Source organism: Aeromonas sp. A35_P (assembly GCF_002259925.1).
Taxonomy (GTDB): Bacteria; Pseudomonadota; Gammaproteobacteria; order Enterobacterales; family Aeromonadaceae; genus Aeromonas; species Aeromonas dhakensis.
The window spans coordinates 1-23,104 of the sequence record NZ_NEVB01000231.1 but is presented as its reverse complement, the minus strand read 5'-3'; the positions used below and the strand labels follow the sequence as shown (position 1 = coordinate 23,104).

22 protein-coding genes, 4 tRNA genes and 1 pseudogene are annotated in these 23,104 nt (G+C 61.9%); 13 read left to right on the top strand and 14 right to left on the bottom strand.

Annotation, left to right across the window (positions count from 1 at the left end; all coding sequences use genetic code 11):
• Positions 1-26: 26 nt before the first annotated feature.
• Positions 27-590 carry a TetR/AcrR family transcriptional regulator gene (locus CAK78_RS18365; RefSeq protein ID WP_176452849.1) on the bottom strand — a complete coding sequence of 188 codons (564 nt, stop codon included), beginning with the start codon at positions 588-590 and terminating at the stop codon, positions 27-29.
• Between the two features lie 260 nt (positions 591-850).
• Here CAK78_RS18365 and CAK78_RS18360 point away from each other — a divergent pair.
• The 5 genes from CAK78_RS18360 (at position 851) to CAK78_RS18340 (ending at position 2,002) form a co-directional block, all read left to right on the top strand.
• A tRNA-Arg gene (locus tag CAK78_RS18360) sits at positions 851-927 on the top strand.
• A gap of 51 nt (positions 928-978) precedes the next feature.
• Positions 979-1,054: transfer RNA gene (locus CAK78_RS18355), tRNA-His, on the top strand.
• Between the two features lie 20 nt (positions 1,055-1,074).
• Positions 1,075-1,160, top strand: a tRNA-Leu gene (locus tag CAK78_RS18350).
• A gap of 64 nt (positions 1,161-1,224) precedes the next feature.
• Positions 1,225-1,301: transfer RNA gene (locus CAK78_RS18345), tRNA-Pro, on the top strand.
• 188 nt (positions 1,302-1,489) lie between these two features.
• The gene (locus CAK78_RS18340) at positions 1,490-2,002 is read left to right on the top strand and encodes an RICIN domain-containing protein (protein WP_094698231.1); all 513 of its coding nucleotides are present in this window, start codon (positions 1,490-1,492) and stop codon (positions 2,000-2,002) included.
• Between the two features lie 63 nt (positions 2,003-2,065).
• On the opposite strand, the gene CAK78_RS18335 is transcribed toward CAK78_RS18340, so the two are convergent.
• The 7 genes from CAK78_RS18335 to CAK78_RS18300 all read right to left on the bottom strand — a co-directional run bounded on the left by CAK78_RS18335 (position 2,066) and on the right by CAK78_RS18300 (position 9,465).
• On the bottom strand, positions 2,066-2,878 hold the full coding sequence (locus CAK78_RS18335; RefSeq protein ID WP_094698230.1) for a Cof-type HAD-IIB family hydrolase: 813 nt from the start codon (positions 2,876-2,878) through the stop codon (positions 2,066-2,068).
• Between the two features lie 93 nt (positions 2,879-2,971).
• Positions 2,972-4,012 (bottom strand): alpha/beta fold hydrolase, encoded by a 1,041-nt coding sequence (locus CAK78_RS18330; RefSeq protein WP_094698229.1) that lies wholly within the window; start codon positions 4,010-4,012, stop codon positions 2,972-2,974.
• Positions 4,002-4,745 (bottom strand): tRNA (guanosine(18)-2'-O)-methyltransferase TrmH, encoded by a 744-nt coding sequence (trmH, locus tag CAK78_RS18325; protein WP_094698228.1) that lies wholly within the window; start codon positions 4,743-4,745, stop codon positions 4,002-4,004. The genes CAK78_RS18330 and trmH overlap by 11 nt, the downstream gene beginning before the upstream one ends.
• A 122-nt stretch (positions 4,746-4,867) precedes the next feature.
• A complete protein-coding gene (gene spoT, locus CAK78_RS18320) occupies positions 4,868-6,985 on the bottom strand; it encodes a bifunctional GTP diphosphokinase/guanosine-3',5'-bis pyrophosphate 3'-pyrophosphohydrolase (RefSeq protein WP_011704079.1) in 2,118 nt (705 codons plus the stop codon).
• Between the two features lie 137 nt (positions 6,986-7,122).
• Positions 7,123-7,398 (bottom strand): DNA-directed RNA polymerase subunit omega, encoded by a 276-nt coding sequence (gene rpoZ, locus CAK78_RS18315; RefSeq protein WP_005307060.1) that lies wholly within the window; start codon positions 7,396-7,398, stop codon positions 7,123-7,125.
• Between the two features lie 79 nt (positions 7,399-7,477).
• Entirely contained in the window at positions 7,478-8,104 is a 627-nt protein-coding gene (gmk, locus tag CAK78_RS18310; protein WP_094698227.1) for a guanylate kinase, read from the bottom strand.
• A 302-nt stretch (positions 8,105-8,406) separates the two neighbouring features.
• Entirely contained in the window at positions 8,407-9,465 is a 1,059-nt protein-coding gene (locus tag CAK78_RS18300) for a glycosyltransferase family 9 protein (protein WP_094698260.1), read from the bottom strand.
• Between the two features lie 155 nt (positions 9,466-9,620).
• On the opposite strand from CAK78_RS18300, the gene CAK78_RS18295 reads away from it, so the two are divergent.
• Together CAK78_RS18295 and CAK78_RS18290 are read left to right on the top strand one after the other, a co-directional pair.
• Positions 9,621-10,334: a 3-deoxy-D-manno-octulosonic acid kinase gene (locus CAK78_RS18295; protein ID WP_026139294.1), complete on the top strand. Its 714-nt coding sequence runs from the start codon at positions 9,621-9,623 to the stop codon at positions 10,332-10,334.
• Between the two features lie 70 nt (positions 10,335-10,404).
• A complete protein-coding gene (locus tag CAK78_RS18290) occupies positions 10,405-11,268 on the top strand; it encodes a sensor domain-containing diguanylate cyclase (RefSeq protein ID WP_176452848.1) in 864 nt (287 codons plus the stop codon).
• A gap of 7 nt (positions 11,269-11,275) precedes the next feature.
• Here CAK78_RS18290 and CAK78_RS18285 read toward each other — a convergent pair whose 3' ends face one another.
• Entirely contained in the window at positions 11,276-12,130 is an 855-nt protein-coding gene (locus CAK78_RS18285; protein ID WP_094698226.1) for a DMT family transporter, read from the bottom strand.
• 43 nt (positions 12,131-12,173) lie between these two features.
• On the opposite strand from CAK78_RS18285, the gene CAK78_RS18280 reads away from it, so the two are divergent.
• Positions 12,174-12,632 (top strand): DUF6314 family protein, encoded by a 459-nt coding sequence (locus tag CAK78_RS18280; RefSeq protein ID WP_094698225.1) that lies wholly within the window; start codon positions 12,174-12,176, stop codon positions 12,630-12,632.
• 121 nt (positions 12,633-12,753) lie between these two features.
• Here the strand turns inward: CAK78_RS18280 and CAK78_RS18275 are convergent, their stop codons facing one another.
• Positions 12,754-12,915, bottom strand: a complete 162-nt coding sequence (locus tag CAK78_RS18275) for a hypothetical protein (RefSeq protein ID WP_094698224.1) — start codon at positions 12,913-12,915, stop codon at positions 12,754-12,756.
• Positions 12,900-13,799 carry a DMT family transporter gene (locus tag CAK78_RS18270; RefSeq protein WP_172442892.1) on the bottom strand — a complete coding sequence of 300 codons (900 nt, stop codon included), beginning with the start codon at positions 13,797-13,799 and terminating at the stop codon, positions 12,900-12,902. The genes CAK78_RS18275 and CAK78_RS18270 overlap by 16 nt, the downstream gene beginning before the upstream one ends.
• 91 nt (positions 13,800-13,890) lie before the next feature.
• On the opposite strand from CAK78_RS18270, the gene CAK78_RS18265 reads away from it, so the two are divergent.
• Positions 13,891-14,865, top strand: a complete 975-nt coding sequence (locus CAK78_RS18265) for a LysR family transcriptional regulator (RefSeq protein ID WP_094698222.1) — start codon at positions 13,891-13,893, stop codon at positions 14,863-14,865.
• On the opposite strand, the gene trpS is transcribed toward CAK78_RS18265, so the two are convergent.
• Together trpS and CAK78_RS18255 are read right to left on the bottom strand one after the other, a co-directional pair.
• Positions 14,844-15,857: a tryptophan--tRNA ligase gene (gene trpS / locus CAK78_RS18260; protein ID WP_010635647.1), complete on the bottom strand. Its 1,014-nt coding sequence runs from the start codon at positions 15,855-15,857 to the stop codon at positions 14,844-14,846. The genes CAK78_RS18265 and trpS overlap by 22 nt on opposite strands.
• A 191-nt stretch (positions 15,858-16,048) precedes the next feature.
• Positions 16,049-16,483, bottom strand: coding sequence for a universal stress protein (locus CAK78_RS18255; RefSeq protein WP_010635648.1), 435 nt, complete (start codon positions 16,481-16,483; stop codon positions 16,049-16,051).
• A gap of 436 nt (positions 16,484-16,919) precedes the next feature.
• Here CAK78_RS18255 and fabV point away from each other — a divergent pair, with 436 nt between their 5' ends.
• Entirely contained in the window at positions 16,920-18,107 is a 1,188-nt protein-coding gene (fabV, locus tag CAK78_RS18250; protein WP_094698221.1) for an enoyl-ACP reductase FabV, read from the top strand.
• Between the two features lie 18 nt (positions 18,108-18,125).
• Here fabV and CAK78_RS18245 read toward each other — a convergent pair whose 3' ends face one another.
• Positions 18,126-19,916 carry a GGDEF domain-containing protein gene (locus CAK78_RS18245; RefSeq protein ID WP_094698220.1) on the bottom strand — a complete coding sequence of 597 codons (1,791 nt, stop codon included), beginning with the start codon at positions 19,914-19,916 and terminating at the stop codon, positions 18,126-18,128.
• A gap of 209 nt (positions 19,917-20,125) precedes the next feature.
• Between CAK78_RS18245 and ftnA the strand changes: the two genes are divergently transcribed.
• From ftnA to CAK78_RS18230, 3 genes and pseudogenes are all read left to right on the top strand, one after another.
• Complete coding sequence (gene ftnA, locus CAK78_RS18240; RefSeq protein WP_021470024.1) at positions 20,126-20,653, top strand: non-heme ferritin; 528 nt, start codon at positions 20,126-20,128, stop codon at positions 20,651-20,653.
• Positions 20,654-20,816: 163 nt separating this feature from the next.
• Positions 20,817-22,002: pseudogene (locus tag CAK78_RS18235) on the top strand (NAD(P)/FAD-dependent oxidoreductase).
• A 146-nt stretch (positions 22,003-22,148) separates the two neighbouring features.
• A complete protein-coding gene (locus CAK78_RS18230; protein ID WP_094697266.1) occupies positions 22,149-23,099 on the top strand; it encodes an IS1595 family transposase in 951 nt (316 codons plus the stop codon).
• Positions 23,100-23,104: the final 5 nt, after the last annotated feature.

Genomic DNA, 23,104 nt, shown 5'->3' with positions numbered 1-23,104 from the left:
TCGCTCCTGAGATATGAGTGCAATGTTTAAGGGGTCAAAATGGCTCGCCAGCTGGCCCGGATCACGGTTTCCAGCTGCTCTTGCGTCAGTTCGAATTGGTGCACCTGGCTTTGCAACGCCAGGTTCGCCACACAGTCCAGGCTCAGCACCTGCAGTACCCGGATGGGCAGGTCGATAAACAGACCCTGTTCTATCCCCCGTTCGTAGAAGCGATCCAGCGGGGCCCAGGCGGCCTGGATGACCGGGTCCTGCTCCAGCTCAACTCCCAGCGGGGATGTTTCATACTGCAATTTGCATTTGAGCGCGTTCGGTTCGTCGACAAAGATGGCGTGGATGTTGAGCCACAGCCGCCGAAATTGTTCGAACGATACCTCCTCTGTCTGCACGCCTTCCATGACCAGGGGATGACACTGGAGGATGGTATGCCGATAGAGTTGACGGATCAGGTCATCCTTGTCGCTGAAATAGCGATAGATGGTGCCTGCCGCCACCCTGGCTTTCTTGGCCACCACGGCAATGGAGAGGCCGTGGAAACCCTGTTCGCCGAGTACTTCATGAGCCGCATCGAAAATGCGTTCTTTCTTGTTCATGATTGGATGATCACAACGACTGAATGAACGTTCATTCATTCTAGGGAGGCTTTGAGGCAAGTCAAGTTTTGCCCACCGTTGTCAGGCAAGATGGCGGGGGTCAAAAGTAGCGGGGAGGGGCCGGAACCGGCCTGAGTAACACAAAAACGCTTAAAAAAAGCCATAAATGATCAAAAAACAAGCGGTTGATTCAGCTTGATAAAAAAAGGGTAGACAAGGTGGCTCCTCATCATTAATATTGCGCCCCGTTCGACAGCGTAGCGCCCGTAGCTCAGCTGGATAGAGCGCTGCCCTCCGGAGGCAGAGGTCACAGGTTCGAATCCTGTCGGGCGCACCATCAAAAGTGCGCCGGTTAAACGGGCGAGTTGAAGAACGAAAAACAGCTGTGGTGGCTGTAGCTCAGTTGGTAGAGTCCCGGATTGTGATTCCGGTTGTCGTGGGTTCGAGCCCCATCAGCCACCCCATTTTACAGCTTGTCAGGTACGCGAAGGTGGCGGAATTGGTAGACGCGCTAGCTTCAGGTGTTAGTGCCCCCCGGGTGTGAGGGTTCGAGTCCCTCTCTTCGCACCATACTTGCTGTATAACGAGGATGACCGCACGGTCGTCTTTGTTTTTTGTAGAATCAAAATACTCTCGGTGATTAGCGCAGCCCGGTAGCGCATCTGGTTTGGGACCAGAGGGTCAAAGGTTCGAATCCTTTATCACCGACCACATTCTGAAAAACCCCGCTTCGGCGGGGTTTTTTGCTTTCTGGCGTTTGCCAATCTGCGGGCGCAGCTTTTTGTCACGTCTGTTTACATTTCTGTTGGCCCGTTCCCGCCCTGGCTTCGGGTATGCTGGGGACAGATCCGCGGCAAGCGGGCATTCGTGATTGAACACACTTCAGGCCAACATGTCATATGCACCCAAATGCTTTGCGCGTCAGTACCCTGGCGCTGATTGTCGTGGCCCTCAGCGGCTGCTCCTACAAACCCAAGCCGGACGAGATCCTGATGGGAGCTGCCCCTATGCAGGAGACGCCCATCACCTCGGCGCTGGTGACCGGCGGCGGATTCTGCGTGGCCCTCAATGACCAGGGGCTGCTGATCACTCAGCCCTGTGATCAGGGGGCCCACCAGCAATTCATCTGGGATGCTGGTGCCCTGCAATTGGCTCAGCGCTGTCTGGTGGCCAAGGGGGTGAGCGAACTGGCCATGGCCGAGTGCCAGGATGAGAGCCGGCAATGGCAGTGGCAGGAAGATCGGCTGTTCAACAGCAAGGCGGACCGCTGCCTGGACGTGGCCGGCCGGCGCCACAAGCCGGGCACTCCGCTGCGGCTGGCCGACTGCTTCGGCGGGGCAAACCAGAGCTTTGAGTGGCAGAACAAGGGCAGCATGCTCGACAAGTTGCACCTGAAAAGCCTCATCTGGTAGGGCATCAGAGGGGAGTTTTGCAGGCCATGGACACCCTTGGATTGGTATCCATGGCTGCCGTGATCAGGCGACGTCAACGCCCTGCAGGGCGAACAGCTGCTCCAGATAGACGGCGACGCCGTCCTCGTCGGAGCTCAGGGTCTGCTCGTGGTTGGCCAGCGCCAGCTTGAGCCGGTCGTGGGCATTGCCCATCACCACGCCGCAGCCGACCATGCTCAGCATCTCGAAGTCGTTCATGCCGTCCCCGAAGGCCACCGCCTGGGACATCTCCAGCCCGTGCAGCTCCAGCACGGCGCGCACCGCATTGCCCTTGTGCACTCCGGCGTGCATCACCTCGAGACAGTCCGGCAGGGAGAAGGTGACGTTGAGCCGATCACCATAACGCTGGTTCAGCTCAGCCTCGATCTGCAGCAGCTTCTCGTGCTCGCCGATGTAAAACACCTTGTTGACCTTGTCCAGCGGATGGCTGGCGAGATCGGTCAGGCGGTAGCTGAAGCCGGATTCATGATGGAACTGCAGCAGCCAGGGTTGCTCCTCTTCCACCAGCCACTCGTCACCGTAGTAGAGGTTGATGTGGATGGAGGGATCGCGCTCCAGCGCGATCAGCTCGGCCGCCACGCTGTCCGGCAGAGCCTGGTTGAAGATCAGCTGATCCTGCTTGTCGTGCACCACGGCGCCATTGGAGGTGATGAGGTAGATGTCGAGCCCGAGCGTGTCGCGGATGCTGCGCACATCCACATGGTGGCGGCCGGTGGCCACCACGAACTTGACTCCCTGATCCACCAGGCGGTGCAGGGTATCGCGGGTGCGGGGGGAGATCTGGTGCTGCCCGTTGAGCAGGGTGCCATCGAGATCAGATACAACGACCTTATACATCATCACCTCGGGGTTACGAATGAAAGCGGGAGCAGTGTACAGCAACCGCTCCCGCGACCCCATTTATTTAGGGATACAAAAAATAACCAGCCGCTAGTAGCGTGCGAAGAAGGCTAGGGTGGCGTTGAGTGCGGCCTGGCGCTGTGGGTCAGCTTCCATGAACAGCTCGTGCCAAGCCCCTTCGATGCGCAGCGGCTTGCCCCCCTCGCAGCGGGCGAGCGCACAGAAGGCATCCTGCGCCGTGTTGTCCACCACGTCGTCGTCACCGGCCTGCAGCAGCAGCAGTGGCGTCTTGATGGCGCCGGCCTCGGCCACGGCGGCGTCCGCCCCCGTCAGCCCCTGATAGATCCAGTGGGCAGTGGCGCCCCCCAGCTTGATCTGCGGGCGCTGCTCATAGAGGTCGCGGAAGGCCTGATAGCGGGCTTCGCTGTGGCTCAGACCGTTGTCGGCAAAGTCGTGGCTCTCGTACGGGCCCTGGCCCGGGCCATAGGGAGGCTCGCCCAGCCAGCCGCCGACCGTGCCGATGGTGGCCGCCAGCCCCTTGGCCAGCCACTTGGGCAGGCCGCCGAGATTGATGCCCATCATGGGGGAGGAGAGCACGGCTGCCTCGATATCATCGGGCCAGCGCTCCAGATAGCGGGCCGAGATGGCGCCGCCCATGGAGTGGGCCAGCAGGAACAGCTTGGCGGGCTGGTCCTGGGCGATCACCTCGTCATGAAACTGCTTGAGATCGAGCACATAATCGTCGAACTGGTCGACATAGCCCTTCTCCTGGTCGGCCAGCAGCCGATCGGACAAACCCTGCCCGCGGTGGTCGATGAGGTAGAGGCTGTAGCCCTGACGCCACAGATCCCAGGCTAGCTCCTGATACTTGAGGTAGCTTTCGACCCGGCCGTTGACGATGAGGATGGCGCGATCGACCTTGGCCTGGCGCAGGGCGGCATAGCGGATGGTGACGCCATCCTTGCCCTTGAAGGCGCTCTCGACGGCGTGCTGGCGCCAGAAGTCGGGCAGCGTCTGCTGATGAAGGGTGGCGACATCGGCTTCCGGCGTCAGCTGATAGGGATTGTTCACGGCGAGGGCTCCGGCAGAAAACAGGGTCAGGGCCAGCAGGGGCAGGTGGTTAAGCTTCATCAGCGTACTCTTCCGAGGGATCATCCGATTGCTGGGCTGCCCAGCCCTTGCGCGTCAGCTGCATCTGCTGCCACCACTGCTCGTCCGCCAGGATTTCGCCGGCTGGACCGAGCTGGGGATAGGGCATCTCTTTCTCCTTGCAGAGCTGGGCATAGATGGGGTAGCCCCCCTCGAACAGTATGCTGTTCTGCTCCTCCAGGTCGAGCGGGCAGCCGCGCTGGTAGCAGCCGGCCAGTTCGCGCTGGCGTTGGGCCTCATAGAGGATGGCGGCGGCGGCCACCGAGACGTTGAGGGACTGCACCATGCCCACCATGGGGATGACGATATGGTGATCGGCCAGGGCCAGCGCCTCTTCGCCGATACCGTGCTTCTCCTGGCCCACCAGGATGGCGGTGGGTTTGGTGTAGTCGATGGCGCGAAAATCCACCGAGCTGTCGGAGAGGTGGGTCGCCAGGATCTGCATGCCGGAGGCCTTGAGCTCGGCCACTGCACTGCCGATGTCCGGGTGCAACTTCACGTCCACCCAGTTCTGGCTGCCGCGAGCGGTGCCCTTGCGCTTGTGGATCCAGGTTTTGGGCCAGACCGCGTGTACCCGATGGATGCCGATGGCATCGGCGGTGCGCACGATGGCGGCCAGGTTGTGCGGCTTGTGGACCTCTTCCATGCAGACGGTCAGATCGAGCTGGCGCTGGGCCAGCATGTCGGAAATTCGTTTGAAGCGTTCAGGTGTCATGTCAGTTTCTATCGGATGAGGCTGGGACGTGCATCGCTTGCATGCACAGGGTCAACTCGCGCTGGCGCCTGGCCAGCATGCATGTCTCTTGAAAAGCAGCAGGCGGCTTGCGCCGCCTGTGGTCAGTTTTTCTGTCGGCTCACCTTGAGCACGTTCGGCATCACCCGGATCTTGCGCATGATGTTGGCAAGGTGGATCCGGCTCTTGGTGGTGATGAGCAGGGTGACCAGATAGACCCGGCCATCCTTCTCCTCGGTGCTGATGGCGTGAATGTTGGCGCCGGTGGCGGCAATCACGTTGGCCAGCTCCGCCAGGGCGCCCTGGTGGTTGACGATCTCGATGCTGATGCCGGTACGGAACTCCTGTTCCTGCTCCTTGTCCACTTCCCACTGCACCGGCAGGTACTTGTCCGGTTCCTTGCTATAACCCTTGATGTTGCGGCAGGCTTCCTGGTGGATAACCAGGCCCTTGCCCGGGCTGATGTGGGCAATGATGGCGTCCCCCGGGATCGGGCGGCAGCAGTTGGCGAAGGTGACCAGCATGCCGTCGGCACCCTTGATCGGCATCTTCTTGCTGCTGGACTTGGGCTGCTCTTCCGGCGGCAGTTCATCTCCCAGCATGCGGCGCGCCACCATCACGCTCATGGCGTTGCCAAGGCCTACGTCGGCCAACAGGCCCTGCAGGTTCTCGTGCTTGGTGTCGGCCAGTACCTGCTTGATGCGCGGCTCCGGGATGTCTTCAATGTTCTTGGCGCCTAGCGCATGGTTGAGCAGGCGGCGACCCAGCACCACCGACTCTTCGGTGCGCAGGTTCTTGAGGAACTGGCGGATCTTGGAGCGGGCCTTGGTGGTCACCACGAAGTTGAGCCAGGCCGCGTTGGGGCGGGCCCCCGGCGCCGTGATGATCTCCACCGTCTGGCCGGAGTGCAGCGGGCTGCTCAGCGGATAGGGGTGGCGGTCGACCCGCGAGCCGACGCAGGCGTGGCCGATGTCGGTGTGTACCGTGTAGGCGAAGTCCACCGGGGTAGCCCCGGCGGGCAGCTCCATGATGCGCCCTTCCGGCGTGAACACGTAGATCTCGTCGGGGAAGAGGTCGGTCTTGACCCCCTCGATGAATTCAAAGGAGCTGCCGGCGCTCTGCTGCAGCTCGAGCAGGCTCTGCATCCAGCGCTGGGCGCGGATCTGGGCCGTGGTGCCCGAGCTGTCGCCATCCTGCTTGTAGGCCCAGTGGGCGGCAACGCCCTTGTCGGCCATCTGATCCATGAATTCGGTGCGGATCTGCACCTCCACCGGCACCCCGTGCGGCCCCACCAGCGAGGTGTGCAGCGACTGGTAGCCGTTGGTCTTGGGGATGGCGATGTAATCCTTGAAGCGGCCGGGGCGGGGCTTGTAGAGGCTGTGCATCTGGCCCAGCACCCGATAACAGGTATCTATGTCCTTCACCCTCACGCGAAAGGCGTAGATATCCATTACCTCATGAAATTGCAGCTCTTTTTTCTCCATCTTGTTGTAGATGGAGAACAGGTTCTTCTCGCGGCCGCTGACCTGGGATTCGATGCCTGCTTCGCGCAGCCGGCCTTCAATCTCGCTCTGGATGGAGTCGATGATTTCACGGCGATTGCCGCGGGCGCGGCGCACCGATTCACGCAACACCCGCGAGCGCATGGGGTAGAGCGCCTCGAAGCCCAGCTCTTCCAGCTCGTTCTTCATGGTGTGAATACCGAGGCGGTTGGCGATGGGGGCGAAGATTTCGAGGGTCTCGCGGGCGATGCGGCGGCGCTTGTCCGGTCGCAAGGAGCCGAGGGTGCGCATGTTGTGGGTGCGGTCGGCCAGCTTGATCAGGATGACCCGGATATCCTGGGTCATGGCCATCACCATCTTGCGGAAGTTCTCGGCCTGGGCCTCCTTGCGATCGCGAAACTTCAGCTTGTCGAGCTTGGAGACGCCGGCCACCAGCTCGGCAACGGCATCGCCAAACAGTTCGGCCAGGTCGGCCTTGGTGACAGGGGTATCTTCGATGACGTCGTGCAGCACGGCGGCCATCAGGGTTTCATGATCGAGGCGCATGTCGCCAAGAATGCGGGCAACGGCAACCGGGTGGGTGATATAGGGCTCGCCGCTGGAACGCATCTGTCCCTGGTGAGCATCACGGGCCACCACATAGGCTTGCCTGAGCTTCTCCACCTGCTCGGGTGGCAGGTAGGAACTGGCTATTTCTTTAAGATTTTCAAATAAATACAAGACAGTCCCCGCAGCGGTGAAACGGCAATCCGTGGATATAGAGGGTATAGTCCTGAGTTTGCGAGGTTTTCGAGCGGTTGTAAATGGGGGAGAACAGTCGGCACCCGGGCGGGCGCCGACTATGGGAAACAGCTGACTTAACCGCGGCCTTCGGCGATGGCAGCAACGGCAGCCAGCTCGGCGGCTTCCTGCTCTTGCTGCTCGTAACGGTCCTGGGTGTCCATCACCTGGTTGTTCACCAGACCCAGTTCGATCTCGCGCAGGGCGATCACGGTCGGCTTGTCGTTCTCTTCGTCAACCAGGGGATCTTTGCCTTGAACCGCGATTTGGCGGGCGCGGCGTGCGGCGACCAGCACCAGGTCAAAACGGTTACCTACCTGTTTTACAGCATCTTCTACAGTAACGCGTGCCATGCAGGACTCCAGTGTTTGGGCTTTCTCGGTTTAAAAAAGCGGTGTTTAAAAATGACGCAAAAGTTTACTTGTTTTTGGCCTATTCTGCCAGTAGCTGTTGCAGCAAGTTTTGTTGGGCCTGCTGCTGCTGGCGCAATTCCAGCCGTTGGCACTCGATGATGGCCCTGAGCTGGAACAGCGCCTGCTCAAAGTCTTCGTTGATGATGACATAGTCATACTCGTCGTAGTGCACCATTTCGGCAATGGCTTTCTCCATCCGACCCTTGATCACCTCGGCACTGTCCTGGCCGCGGCCGATCAGGCGACGTTCGAGCTCTTCGCGGCTGGGGGGCAGGATGAAGATGGACTTGGTCGGCATCTGTTCGCGGATCTGGCGGGCACCCTGCCAGTCGATGTCGAGGAAGACGTCGATGCCCTGCGCCAGGCAGGCTTCGATGGCGGCGCGGGAGGTGCCGTAGTAGTTGCCAAACACCTCGGCCCACTCCAGAAAGTCGCCGCGCTCGATCAGCGCCTTGAACTCTTCCACCTTGACGAAATGGTAGTGCACCCCGTGCTCTTCACCGGGACGGGTGGCGCGGGTGGTGTGGGAGACCGACAGCTGCATCTTGCCTGCGCTGTTGTGCTGGGTCAGCAAGGCATTGAGCAGGCTGGATTTACCCGCTCCGCTCGGGGAGGAGATGATATAGAGAGTGCCTTGTTGCGCCATGTCTGTACCTTTAATCTAAACCCGTGTTTTGGTTGTAGCAGAGGCCGCCGTCTTGTGCCCGAAAGGGAGACAGCCAAATCCGAAACGCGGAAAATTCTTGAAAGAAGAGGGATGTAAAGGCGGCGAATTTTAACAGAAGGCAGCGGATAAAAAAACGGCCGGAATCATATTCCAGCCGATCAAAGTATTCGTAGCTTGCTGCGGGAGCGTAACCCACATTGGCCCTCATTCTGCCTGCCGTTGCGGGGTCGGGCCAGCAGATTATCCCTGCCGCTGGCTTCGGGATTTCCGAGTTGCGCTCATTATCCGTGCGGCAGTTGGCGCTCGGCGCAGAGCCGGTCGAAGGCGGCGATGACCCGTTCGTTGGTGATTTTTCCCATGGCGTCCGCATCCTTGAGGCGGGTGCGCCAGCCGAGCTCGGCCAGCGGCTTGCCGGTCTCCTGCTCGATAAGCGTTTGATAGACGCTGACCGCGTAGTCGCGGCACAGATAGGGGCCGGTCCGATCCGGGTTGTGATGGGCATAGAGGCCGAGCACTGGTGTACCCACCAGGGTGGCCATGTGAGCCGGGCCGGTATCGGGGGCCAGCACCAGGTTGGCCTCCTTGATCAGCGCCAGCAGCTGCTTGAGGCTGGTCTGCCCCACCAGATCCACCGGCTTGCTCTGGCTCAGCTGCTGAATGTCGGCAGCCAGATCCCGTTCCAGCTTGGCTGGCCCGCCGCACAGATAGACCTGAAACCCCTTGCTGGCGGCGTGATCCGCCAGCGCGGCATAGCCGGCCGCCGTCCAGTTCTTGAAGGCCTTGCTGGCGGCGGCGCAGATGAGCAGGGTCGGCTTGCCGCCAATCTGCTCCTTCGCCCAGGCCTGGTGCTCGGCGCTGATGGGCAGTTGCCAGTCCGGGGTCAGATCCTGGATGCCGAGCTCTTTGGCGAAGGCGAGAAAGCCGTCCAGCACGTGAGGTGAGGCGGGTGAGGGCACACGATGGTTGGTGAACAGCCATTGGCCGTCGCTGGCCCGTTCCCGGTCGAAGCCGAGTTTGACCTTGGCCCGGATGCCGAGGGTGGCGATGCTGGCCCGCATGGCCGCCTGCAGGTGGAGCAGGGCATCGAACCTGCGCCCCTTGAGGGCCTGCCAGAGATCGCGGTAGCCGCGCCAGCCCTTGCTCTTGTCGAAGGGGATGACCTCGACCCCGGGCAGGTCGGCAAACAGGGTCGCCTCAATCTTGCCGGTGATCCAGGTGATGTGGGTCTGGGGCCAGGCCCGCTGGATGACGCGCACCAGCGCCAGCGCGTGGCAGCAATCCCCGATGGCGGAGAGCCGCAGGATGCAGATGGAGGAGGGCGGCGTTTGGAACAGCGGCATGATGTGGCGCAACGATGGCAAAATGGATGGATGGCATTATGCAAACTCCCCTGTGGATTGTAAAATTGCGCACGACTGGCAGCCGGCCCCACCGGGCCCCTGTTGCCCTGGCCCTGAGCGCCGACCCGTAGCGATGACCGACCGGAATGACCAAGATGCAAATTCAGACCGAACACAACCAGATCTGCTGGTATGCCGAAGGGGCGTTTCGCGACCCTTCTCCCGAGCTGTTTGATCCGGCCTGGTGGCAGAACAACCGGCAGGTGGTGGGTACCTCCATCGGCCGTGGCGTGACCTGGTTCGTGAAGGACGAGTCGCGCCACCTGGTGCTGCGTCACTACTATCGCGGCGGCATGGTGGGCAAGGTGGTGCGGGATCGCTTCTGGTTCGAAGGGGTGGAGTCGAGCCGGGCCATGGCCGAATACAGCCTGCTGGCCAAGTTGAGCGCTCAGGGGTTGCCGGTGCCGCGCCCGTTTGCCGCCCGCATGGCCAAACAGGGCCCCTTCTACCGGGCCGACATCCTGATCGAGCGCATTCGCGGCGCCAAGGATCTGGTTGCCCTGCTCAAGCAGGGGCCGATCGCCGGCGAGGTGTGGCACAAGGTGGGCCAGACGGTGCGCCGGTTGCACGACGCTGGGGTCTATCACGCCGATCTCAACAGCCACAACCTGTTGCTCGACAAGGAGGGCAAGGTGTGGGTGATTGACTTCGACAAGGGGGCCATCCGCTCGCCCGGCAACTGGCAGCAGGCCAACCTGGAACGCTTGCTGCGCTCCTTCAACAAGGAGTCCCAGCTGCATACCAGTTTTCACTTCGTGCCGGAGAACTGGCAGGCCCTGATGAACGGCTATCAAGGAAAAGCGAGCTGACCCTGTTGCTCGGCGTGAGAGCCAATGTTACTTATTGAGAAGGTCTTCAGATTCGGTGTCGAGGCGCTCGATGGACATGCTCAAGGCTCCCCTCAGGGAGGCAATTACCCGGTTTGATCTGGCGCTGATGGCGGATGCCATCGCCTTGCTGGAAGCAGGGCTCTGGAGCTGGAGTCCGCAGCAGGGCGTGCAGCGGGATCTCTCCTGTCTGCTGCTGCTGGGATTGAACGAAGCCGGTCTGGACGATCTCGGCTGGCTGGAGCGGGTGCACCCCGACGATGTGGGAAACCTGCAGGAGGCGCAGCTGGCCTGCCAGAGCGGGCGGGTGGCCCAGATCCGGCTCGAATACCGCATCCTGCATCACGACGGCCACTATGTCCGACTGGAAGAGCGGGCCAGGCGCGATGTCCACGGCCAGGTGCTGGGGGTGGTGCGTCTGCTCGAACCGCAGACGGTGCAAGTGGAGGAGCGGCACGGTACCGATCCCCTCACCGGGTTGGAGAGTCGCAGCCACTTCGAACAGCTGCTCGATGAGCAGCTGGCTTGCGCCAGCGGCAGTTTCAGCCTGCTGCAATTCAGCGTCGACCACAGAGCCAAGATCCAGCAGCTGTTTGGCGAGGCAGCCTGCGACGCCATGCTGGCTAAGCTGGCCCGCATCGTTCGCCACGAGCTGCGGCGGGAAGACCCCTTCGCCCGCTGGGACGAAGACGGCTTCATTCTGATGCTATCCCAGACCGACCGGCTGAGCGGCCTCGAGATTGCCGAGCGGCTGCGGATGGAGATCGCCGATGCCAGCCTGCTGCCGCAACGGCCGGTGACCGTCAGCATCGGGCTGGTACAAAGCCAGGCCGGCGAGCAGATCGATCATCTGCTGGCCCGGCTGGCCATTTGCCACGGTCAGGCTAGGCGGGAGCACAACACAGTCGTTGGCTGATTTTTAGTCAGCGCTCACTTACCCCATGACGCTGGCACACCCAGAGGGAGGCCAGCATCAGCAGGCCGCCCAAGGTGAGCCTGAGCAGGTCGGTATCCTTGCCCCACAGCAGCAGATTGACCAGCAGACCTGCCGGGATCAGGGCATTGTTCATGATCGCCAGTACCCCGCTGCTGACCCGGGTCGCCCCCTTGTTCCACAGGAAGTAACCAAGGCCCGAGGCACCTATCCCCAGCCACAACAGAATGCCCCACTGCAGGGCGCTGGTGGGGTATTGCGGCGTACCCAGCCACCACCAGGCGGGCAGGGCCACGGCCAGGGCGCCCAGATAGAAGCAGCCGAACACCGCCAGTTGCGGCGGTTGCTGTTCCTCCCGTGCTAGCAGTACCTTGTAGCCCACCTGACCCAGGGCGAAGCAGACGTTGGCACCCTGTACCACCAGGAAGCCCAGCACGTAGCTTTCGGTCAGCCCGTCGAAGCGGATGACGGCCGCCCCCAGCACCGCCAGCAGCGCACCCCACAGATAGACCGGCTTGAAGCGCCGCTCCAGCAGATCGTGGATCAGGGTGACGTAGATGGGGGTGAAGATGGTGAACACCAGTACTTCCGGCACCGTCAGCAGCAGGAAAGAGTGGTAATAGAACAGATACATGATGCCGAGCTGGGTGGCGCCTAGGGCCATCAGCCTGGCCACCAGGTCGGGCCGCAGCCAGCGGCGGCGCAGGAAGGGCAGGAACACCAGGCTGGCGAGCACGATGCGGGTCAGCACCGAAAAGTAGGCATCAACCTGGCCGGCGAGATAGACCCCGATCAGGCTGAAGGAGAATGACCAGAGCAGGGTAACCCCTATCAAGTAGTTCATGTGGTTGATTTGTCGTCAGTTGTCAATTTTGAAGGGGGCTATGATGGCCGAGAAGGAAGCTGTGATCCAGCGTTTATGGCGCCAGTTGCCACAGATCGGAGCATTTGCCTTTAGCGCGAGCAACGGGACAGGCTCCGCCACCGACTGGTGTGGCAGCGGCGAGGGGGAGGTGGTGGTGACCGATCATCAGGGGGGCTGGTTGTTTGTCGAGACGGGTCGTTATACCACGCCCCATGGCCGGGTGCTGACCATGCACAATCGCTTCTGGTGGCAACGTGGCGAGCAGGGGCTCCGGCTCTCCCATCTGCGCTATGAACAGCCGGTGGTGCTGTTCGAGCTGCTGCCCCAGGCCGATGGTCGCTGGCTCACCGCCGAACCCCATCTGTGTGGCCAGGATCACTACAGCGCCGAGCTGACGCCGACCGGGGACGGCTTTCTGATCGGCTGGCAGATCACCGGCCCGCGCAAGAACGAGCGACTCAGTTATCGCTATCGGGTGTGACGGGCGGCAGGTATAAAAAAACCGGCGCAGAGCGCCGGTAGAGGGGACAAATCGGAGGTTTTTTTAAAACGGTCCCAAAAACAGGAGAGATACACTCTCGTCACACATTCAGAAACAGACGTCAGGCGCTCAACGCATAGTTCAGCATGGCTTGCAGCTTGCTGTCGAAGAACCAGGGCAGCAGCACCATCAACAGCCCGAGCAGACCCACCAGCCGCTGGCGATACTGCCAGCCGGCGATCACCACCAGGCCGCCGCAGAGCGTGGTCAGGATGCCTGACATAGGGCAGCCTCCCGCTGGACGCGGCGCTGCTGGGCCCATTGGTTGAGGGCGACCGAGCCCAGGATCAGGGCCAGTGCCACGCCGGTGGTGGACTGGATCTGCTCGCCGAGGAACAGGGCACCCAGCATGACGCCGAACAGCGGCACCAGGTAGTTGCTGAAGGAGGCGAAGGTCGGGCCCGCCTTCTGGATCAGCGCCATGTAGAGGAAGTAGACCAGACCGGTACAGAACACCCCGAGCACCGCGACGGCGCCGATGGCCTGCTGGCTCGGCAGGGTGAGCGCGCTCAGATCGGTGACGAACGGTGCGGCCAGTAGCAGCTGGATGGCCGAAGAGATCAGGATGTTGCGTGCCACGACCACCGGGTGGTCCTTGGCGAAGCGCTTGATCATCAGCAGGCCGATGGCGAAGCAGCTGGCACCGAACAGGATGGCCATGGCGCCGAGCAGGCCGGCATTCATGCCGCTGGCCAGTTTCGGCCAGAACAGCACCAGTACGCCGACGAAGCCGATGACCACGGAGACGAGACCGCCCTTGGTGATTTTTTCACCGGAAACCAACAAGGGTGCCATCAGGATGGTGACAAACGGGATACAACCCATTACTACGGCGGCGATGGCGCTATCCACATACTGTTGACCCCAGGCCACCATGATGAAGGGCAGGGTGGCATCCAGCAGGGCGATCAACATATAGGTACGCCACGGGGTGTGCTCGCTCTTGAGACGCATGAACAGGCAGAGCAGACCCAGGGTCAGGCTGCCACACAAGGCGCGACCCGCTGCCACCATGATGGGGGGCAATTCGGTCACGGCCTGATGCATGAAAATGAACTGGGAGCCCCACAACAGGCCAATCGCCAGCAACAACAGATAGCTACGCATTTTAATCTCCGATGTAATTCGCCTGCGCATTCTATGCAATCTGCTACTATGCCAAAAATGAATTGTCGTCATCCAACCATGGCCAATATCGATGGAATTGCCCCTTTCCCGCCTCGACCTCAACCTGCTCACCGTGTTCGACATGCTGATGCAGGAGCGCAACGTCACCCGTGCCGCCGAGCGGCTGCACCTCTCCCAGTCCACCGTCAGTCATGCGTTGGGGCGGCTGCGAACGGCGCTGGACGACCCCCTGTTCGTGATGAGTCGGCGCGAGATGATGCCGACCGAGCGCGCCAAGGCACTGGCCGGCCCGGTGCGCCAGGCGCTGGCCATGCTGGAGCAGGGGTTGCGACAGGCGAAGGGGTTCGACCCCGCCAGTGCGCGGCGGATCTTTCGCATCGCCACCCCGGGTTCGGTGGAACACGGTCTGTTGCCGGTGCTGGTGGAGCGGCTGCACCGGCATGCCCCGCACTGCCGGCTGGAGGTGTGCGAGCTGGCGGACAGCGACTACGAGCGGGAGCTGGAGAAGGGGGAGCTGGATCTGGTGATCGGTTTCGCCGATGCCAACCACCTCTCGCCCCGGCTGTGGCGCGAGGCCTGGTTCAATAACCCGCTGGTCTGTCTGTCGCCCCTTGGCAGCGAACTGCCGGACGTGCTGGGGCCGGACGATCTGGTCAGCCGGCCCCATATCCACACCTCTAGCTGGGGTCACAGCCAGGCCATGGTGGATCTCTGGCTGGCCCGTTTCGGGGTGGAGCGTGAATTGGGTGTCCGGCTACCGAGCTTTATGGCGGTGCCGCCGCTGATGGCCACCGGCCGCTATCTGGTGGTGGTGCCCGAGATGATCGGGCGCCACTTCTGCCGCTACTACCCGCTGCGCCTGCACCAGCTGGACCCCGACATCCCCATCGTCTACCTGATGGCGGGCCACCCGCTCACCGCCCATGACGAGGCGATCGGCTGGTTCAAGGGGCTGTTGCACCGGCTGGCGTTCGAGCGCTACGGCGCGGATGCGCTCGGCAGCCCGGCGCAGCGCGGGGCGGATCAGTTCAGTCCGGCGAAGTAGTCGAGCCCCATTGCCCCCTTCACCTCGGCCAGCACCTCGTCGGTCAGGGCGCGCGCCTGCTCGGTACCCTGCTGCAACAGGCGCAGCAGCTGGCGCTTGTCGGCGATGGCCGCCTCGCGCCGTTCCCGCATCGGGGCGAGCAGGGTCTGCAGGCAGTCATTGAGCACCTGCTTGCAGCGCATGTCCCCCAGCCCGCCGCGCTGGTAGTGGGCCTTCATCTCGGCCACCAGTGCCTTGTCGGGATGGAAGGCATCGAGATAGGCAAACACCGTATTGCCCTCCACCTGACCCGGATCGCTCACCTTGAGGTGATTGGGGTCGGTGTACATGGCGAACACCGCCTGCTTGATCTCGTCGCTCGACATGCCGAGCTCTATGGTGTTGCCGAGGGACTTGGACATCTTGGCCTTGCCGTCGATGCCGGGCAGGCGGCCGGTGTCGCTCAGAATGGGCTGACACTCGGTCAGCACCTCCTTGCCAACCAGAGAGTTGAAGCGGCGTACTATCTCGTTGGTCTGCTCCAGCATCGGCAGTTGATCCTCGCCCACTGGCACATGGGTGGCGCGAAAGGCGGTGATGTCGGCGGCCTGGCTGACCGGATAGATCAGGAAGCCGGCCGGCAGGCTGCGCTCGAACCCTTTCTGCTGGATCTCCGCCTTGACGGTGGGGTTGCGCTCCAGCCGGGCGACGCTGACCAGGTTGAGGTAATAGGTCGTGAGCTCGGCGAGGGCGGGCAGGGCGCTCTGCAGGCAGAAGGTGGTCTTGGCCGGGTCGAGGCCGGCGGCCAGGTAGTCGGCCATCACTTCCAGCACGTGATCGGTCACCTTGGCCGGGTTGTGGCCGTTGTCGGTCAGCGCCTGCAGATCGGCGATCATCACGAACTGGCGATAATGGTGCTGGGCGGCCACGCGCTGGCGCAGCGAGCCGACATAGTGGCCGATGTGCAGTTTGCCGGTGGGCCGGTCGCCGGTCAGGATAACGGGGTTGTGCATGTCACTCTCTCCAGTTGGGTGAGCCGGGAGGCGACAAAGGGATGAAAACAATGACCGCCTCTCGGCGGTCACGGTGTTTTCTTTGGGGAATTTTACATAGAAAAGCAGTGCCGCCTGTTTAAGAGCAGCACCACCAGTAGTTGTGATTGAACGAGGTCATATTCATGGCAAATCAAACTACGCCTGTTCAGTTACTTCTGCAAGGGGACGACCAGCAGATCGCAGGGCACGGTATTCATCAGCTGGCGCGCGCTCGAGGTGAGCAGGCTCCAGAAGCTCTGGCGGTGGCCGCACACCAGCAGATCGATCTGATAATCCCTGACCGCCTGGTTGACCCGCTCGCTCAAATCGCCGCAGATCACCAGCTTCTTCTCGATGGGGTAGTCCACCGACGCCAGGAAGGCTTCCAGCTTCTCTTTCGCCTCGGCGATCACCTGGTCCTGCACGTTGTCGATGTCGATATCGATCATCTCGGTGTAGAGATCCTTGAGGTCCACATCGACATGGATCACCGACAGCTTGGCGCCGTTGGAGCGGGCCCGGTCGACCGCCTTCTCGATCACCTTGCGGTTGTCTTCCGACAGGTCGATCGCGGCCAGTATGTGTTTGTAATAGGTTCCATTCATGGGAGTTCTCCTCACTGATCCTGAGTCCACTATACCAATGTCTGCTGAAACTAAAATGGTGTCCCCGGCACAGTTTTGGGATTTAAACGAGTTTCTTATGGAGCTTGCGGCCTGTGGTGGGCAATAAACTGGCGATAAATCGAACAGGAGTTTGAAGCCGGTCACACCCGCCGGCTTGCCCGCAGCCGGTGACAGGCATAGGATGTGCCCGTGTTTCGCAATGAACACAAAACAACAAAAAGCATCTGAATACCGCTTTGGGGAGCCTCGCGCTCCCTTTTGTTTTTCTGCCCTCTGCCCGCCGATATTCCGCCCGACATCAAGGTAATCCCGCCCCGCTTGGTTATGCTGTAGCCAGTTCCCTTGGCAAACCGTGGCGCGCCGCTGCGTCCCACGGCCGTTCCTGCTGTCGTATTCTTTTCCCGGAGACTCCTTGATGATCATTCATCCGCAAATCCAGGGCTGCGTCGCCCGCAACTGTCACCCCATCGGCTGCCGCGCCGCCGTGCTGCAGCAGATCGCGCGGGTCCGGGCTGCGGGCCCGTTCAACGGGCCGAAACGGGTGCTGGTGCTGGGCGCTTCGTCCGGCTTCGGGCTGGCGTCGCGCATCGCCCTGGCCTTCGGGGCCGGCGCCGACACCATTGGCGTGTCGTTCGAACGCGGCCCCTCCGACAAGGGGCTGGGCAGCGCCGGCTGGTACAACAACATCTGGTTTCGCACGGAGGCGGAACAGGCTGGCCGCGTGGCCATCAACCTGATCGGCGACGCTTTCTCGGACCAGATGCGTCAGCAGGCCATCGACGTCATCCGCCAGCAGCTCGGGCAGGTGGATCTGGTGATCTACTCGCTGGCGAGCGGCATCCGGGTACTGCCGGACGGCACCCAGGTGCGCTCCGTGCTCAAGACCACCGGCCAGCCCTTTCGTGGCTGGGGGCTGGATCTGGAGCGCGATGCCCTGGTGCAGCAGTCACTGGATCCGGCTACACCGGAGGAGATCCGCGACACCGTCAGCGTGATGGGGGGCGAGGATTGGCAGCTCTGGCTGCAGGCACTGCAGCAGGCAGATTGTCTGGCGCCCGGCGCCCAGACCGTGGCCTACTCCTACATTGGCCCCGAATCGACCTACCCCCTCTATCGGGATGGCACCATCGGTTACGCCAAGGAGCACCTGCACGCCACCGCCGAGACCATCAACCTGCAGCTGGCGGAGATCGGTGGCCACGCCTGGGTGTCGGTCTGCAAGGCGCTGGTGACCAAGGCGAGTGCCTATATTCCGGTGTTGCCTGTCTATCTTGGCTTGTTGATGGGGGTGATGAAGGAGCGCGGGGTGCACGAGGGCTGCATCGAGCAGATGCAGCGGCTGTTCGCCAGCAAGATGTACGGCCCGCAAGGGGTGGTGGCCGACGGCAACCGGCTGATCCGGATGGATGACCACGAGCTCGACCCGGCGGTGCAGGCTGCCGTCTCGGCGCTCTGGTCCAAGGTGACGCCGGACAACTTCCACGCGCTGGGGGATTTTGCCGGCTTGCGGCAGGACTTCATGCAGCTCAACGGCTTCGAGCTGGCGGGGGTGGACTATGGCGAGCCGGTGGATGTCGCCTCCCTCACCGAACTGCAGCCCTGAACCAGGGGAGGTTGCGGCTCAGGCCACGCTGCTGACCGGCTCCTCCCGCTCTTCCTGGCTGCCGGGCTCCGCGGCCAGTATGGTCTGGTTGCGGCCCTGGCGCTTGGCCTGATACATGGCCATGTCGGCCCGGTGGATGAGCTGGCCCAGCCCGTCATCGGCGGCCGAGCGGCCGGCCACCCCGATGCTGATGGTCATGCGCGGCTGTTCGATCTGGCCGATGCGCTGGCGCAGCTGTTCCGCCAGAGACCAGCAATCCGCCGCCGGCAGCGGCACCGCTACCAGAAACTCCTCGCCACCCCAGCGCCCGACCAGCTGCAGGTCGGGCGCCCAGGATCTCAGCTCCCGCGCCAGCCGCTGAATAGCCCTGTCTCCCGCCTGATGGCCATGCCTGTCATTGATCTGCTTGAAGTGATCGATGTCGATGATGAGCAGGGTAAGCGGCCCCTCCTGCTGCCAGCGGCTTGCCAGCCGCTCCAGCAGGGCACGGCGATTGGGCAGCTCGGTCAGCTGATCGAAGGTGGCCAGCTTGTAGAGGTGACGTGAGCTGCGATGCAGCCGATGGGTGGTGAACCCGAGCAGCAGCAGGGCTCCGGCCAGCAGACCGACCAGCATCAGCTGGTAGTGGCGGGCACTCTGCTGGTGCAGCAGTTGCTGGCGCTTGTTTTCGTTTTCCTGTTGCAGCACCCGATTGCTGGCCTCGCTGCGTGCCAGATCCATCTCGGCCTGGAAGGCGGCGGCATGCTGGCTCAGGGTCTGGTTGAAGTGCTGCTTGTAGTCGCTTACGTATTCGCTGAGCGCCTGGTAGGCCTCCGGGTAGCGCCCCTGGTCCGCCAGCAAGCTGGCTTGCAGCGCCTTGCTGGCGGCCCCCGCACTCCCTTGGCTGGTCAGCACCTGCAGCGCCAGCTGTTTCTCGCCGCTACCCTGCAGCGCCCGGGCCCGGGTCTCCAGCAGGCGAGCCCCGGCTTCCGGGTAGCCCAGCTGCCGATAGAGAGCCTGGGCCTCGTCCAGGGTGCGCAGGGCGCCGGCCCAGTCGTGCTGGGCGTTGAGCGCCATGGCTTGATAGCCGAGGATGATGGCGCGGTAATCCGGCGCCAGCTCCGGGTTGCTGAGCAGGTTCTCCAGCAGTCGCCTGGCCAGGGCGGGGCGATCCGTGTCTATGTAGAGCCGCGCCATGTTGGCGCGGATGATGATCTGGCTGTTGGGTTCGTCCAGCTTCACCATGCGTTGCAGCGCCTCCAGGTAATAGCTTTCGGCCTCCCGCGCCAGATTCAGGTCGGCATAGAGGTTGCCGAGGGTCATCAGCAGGCGGGCACACTGCAGGCTGGCGATGGGGGTGTCCGGCTCCGATTGCTTGAGGCGAAAGGCGGTCTTGAGTTCGGCGATGGCCGGGCTCAGTTGCTGGGTGCGGTAGAGGGCGAGCCCGTTCAGGGCGTGCCACTCCGAGGTCTGCTGCGGATGGCCGGCGATGGTAGGTCTGAGTTGCTCCAGCAGGGTGAGCGCCTGATCCGGCGCCTCGGTATCCAGGGTGAGGGCAATCTGCTGCAAGCGGAAGTCGAGCAAGCGCAGGGTCTCCTGCTGGGCGCTGGCCAGCCCGCGGGCCCGGGCGTTGTCGAGCAGGGCCTGCGGATAGCGCCCCAGTGCGGCCTGGGCCAGGGCTCTGGCGTAGAACAATTCCATCTCTTGCGCCGGCTCGGCGTCGAGGCGCTGCAGATAGCCGACCGGATCGCGCGCCGCCTGCAGTTCAGCCTCTTCCAGCAAGGAGGGAGTGGCCTGCAGCTGGGTCATCCAGAGCAGCGCCAGTGCCATTATGAATCTCATTGAATCCTTTCCCCGACCACTGGCGCCATCATAATGGCTGAATCCACTTACACCATGTTTCTTTGCTTCTCTATAACCGTATGGGGGATAGGATGAGGCGAGAAGCTGTCACAACCGGGATCTTAGGCTGCGCTATCTGGTTGCGTCGGGCTGCAACTGTGGCGACAATCGTGACCAAATCACAGTGGAGAATCATCATGTTGGCCAAAGCCATGATCGAGAAGTTGAACGAGCAGATTAATCTTGAATTCTATTCCTCCAACCTCTACCTGCAGATGAGCGCCTGGTGTGAGGACAAGGGCTTCGAGGGGGCTGCCACCTTCCTGCGCCAGCACGCCGTCGAGGAGCGTCAGCACATGGAGCGTCTGTTCACCTACGTGAGCGAGACCGGTGCCATGCCGCTGCTGGGCGCCATCGATGCCCCTCCCCACGAGTTCAAGTCGCTGGGCGACATCTTCCGCACCACCCTCGAGCATGAATACCACATCACCAAGTGCATCAACGGCCTGGCTCACGTGGCGTTCACCACCCAGGACTACTCCACCTTCAACTTCCTGCAGTGGTACGTGGCCGAGCAGCACGAAGAGGAGAAGCTGTTCAAGAGCATCGTCGATCGTCTGAGCCTGGTGGGCGAGGACGGCAAGGGCCTCTACTTCATCGACAAGGAGCTGGCCGAGCTGGCCAAGGGTGCCCCGGCCAGCATCATGGACGGCACCAACGCCTGATAGTCGTGGACACTTAGTGTTCAGCCAGTACAATGACGGCCCCTCTCAACAGGGGCCGTTTTCTGTTGCAGATGCCCTGAAACCACTGGGCTGGTTGCTGCCGGGTACAATGACGGTCTCTCGTGTGAACAGGGGCCGTTTTTCTTTGGATGAGTGAGTGATGATGAAGCAGTTTGATGTGGTGGTGATCGGCGCCGGGGCGGCCGGATTGATGTGTGCGGCCTAGGCCGGTTATCGGGGCCGCTCCGTGCTGGTGCTCGACAACGCCAAGAAACCGGGCCGCAAGATCCTCATCAGCGGCGGCGGCCGCTGCAACTTCACCAACCATCAGGCCGGTCCCCACGCCTTCCTCTCGGCCAACCCCCACTTCTGCAAGTCGGCGCTGGCGCGCTACACCCAGCAGGATTTCATCGATCTGGTGGACCGGCACGGCCTGAACTATCACGAGAAGACGCTGGGCCAGTTGTTCTGTGACGAGAGCGCCAAGGAGATCGTCGACATCCTGTTGACCGAGTGTGACTGGGCCGGCGTGGCCTTGCAGTTCCAGACCGAGATCCTCACCGTCAGCAAGGGCGCAGAGGGTTTCGTGCTGACCACCAGTCAGGGTGAGATCAGCTGCCACTCGCTGGTGGTGGCCACCGGCGGCCTCTCCATGCCGAAACTCGGCGCCACCCCCTACGGCTTCAAGCTGGCGGAGCAGTTCGGCCTCAAGGTGCTGCCGACCCGTGCCGGGCTGGTGCCCTTTACCCTCCATCAGGCAGATAAAGAGGCCTTCGCCGATCTGGCCGGAGTCAGCCTGCCGGTGGCGGTGACCGCCGAGGATGGCACCTGTTTCAAGGAGGCCATGCTGTTCACCCATCGTGGCCTCTCTGGCCCGGCCATCCTGCAGATCTCCTCCTTCTGGTTGGCGGGGGAGAAGATCCACATCAACCTGCTGCCGGAGCTCGACATCGCAGCCACCCTCAGGGAGTGGGCCCAGGCCCATCCGGCGCAGGAGCTGAAAACCGTGCTGGGGCGCGAGCTGCCCAAGCGCTTCGTCGACAAGCTGGTGGAGCTGGGTCAGCTGGTCAGCAAGCCGATGCGCCAATACAACGAGCGGGAGCTGGAGGCGGTAGCCACCCTGCTGGGGGATTGGCAGATCCTGCCCAACGGCACCGAGGGTTATCGCACCGCCGAAGTGACCCTGGGGGGGGGTGGATACCAACGAGCTCTCCTCCAAGACCATGGAGGCGCGCAAGGTGGCCGGCCTCTACTTCATCGGCGAGGTGGTGGACGTGACCGGCTGGCTCGGTGGCTACAACTTCCAGTGGGCCTGGTCCTCCGGTTGGGTAGCTGGCCAGTACTGCTGATGGTGTGCAGTGACAATAAAGTTTGTACATTGCTCATAAAGTTTGTACACAAGGCGATCTTGTAACAATAAAGTTCCTGATTACCCATGATTAGCAGTCACCCCGAACTATACTGATCTTATGCACAGTTATCGAGGAGCGAGATCATGGCCAAAAGCAAAGTCCAATTCCAGAAAGGCTACAGCCTGTTTGAGCTTCTCAAGGACTATGGCACTGAAGCTCAGTGCGAAAACGCGTTGTTCACTTGGCGTTTTCCTCACGGCTTTGTCTGCCCTGAATGTGCCAACAAGACCTGTTGTCACCTGAAAAGTCGGCCACGCGTGCTGCAATGCAATCACTGCCATCACCAGATGTCATTGACTGGGAACACTATTTTCGCAAACACCAAGCTCCCGCTGACCAAGTGGTTTCTGGCGATGCACCTGTTGTCACAAACCAAAACAGGTTTGTCAGCGATGGAGCTAAAGCGCCAGTTGGGCGTCAAATATGACACCGCCTGGATGCTCAAGCACAAGCTGCTGCAAGCCATGAAAGAGTCCGATGACAAGCAGCCCATCAGCGGCATCATTCAGCTCGATGATGTCTACTGGGGTGGCGAGCACCGTGGTGGCAAACGGGGTCGGGGCGCGGCAGGCAAGACGCCATTTGTGGCAGCAGTGGCCCTGAACAAGGAAGGGCATCCAATCAAGATGCGGATGACGGTGGTCGATGGTTTCAAAACCAAGTCCATTGCTGATTGGGCAAAACGGCATGTTGCCAGTGGTAGCGCGGTGATATCCGATGGATTGGCCTGTTTCAGGGCGGTGAAGGAGGCCAATTGTGAGCACCTGGGTGTTGTCACCGGGGGCAACCTTGACTTGCTGGATCATCCGGCATTCAACTGGGTAAACACGATGATAGGGAATGTGAAGAACTCGCTGCGGGGCAGTTGCCATACGCTCGGAGCGAAGCATTTACCGAGACATCTTGCTGAATACTGCTTCCGGTTTAATCATCGTTTTGACCTCAAAAGCATGTTGGTTGAATTGGGGCATGCAGTCGTGGCAAGCCCTCCGATGCCATATCGGCTCTTGAAGCTGGCTGAGGGTCATGGGTAATCAGG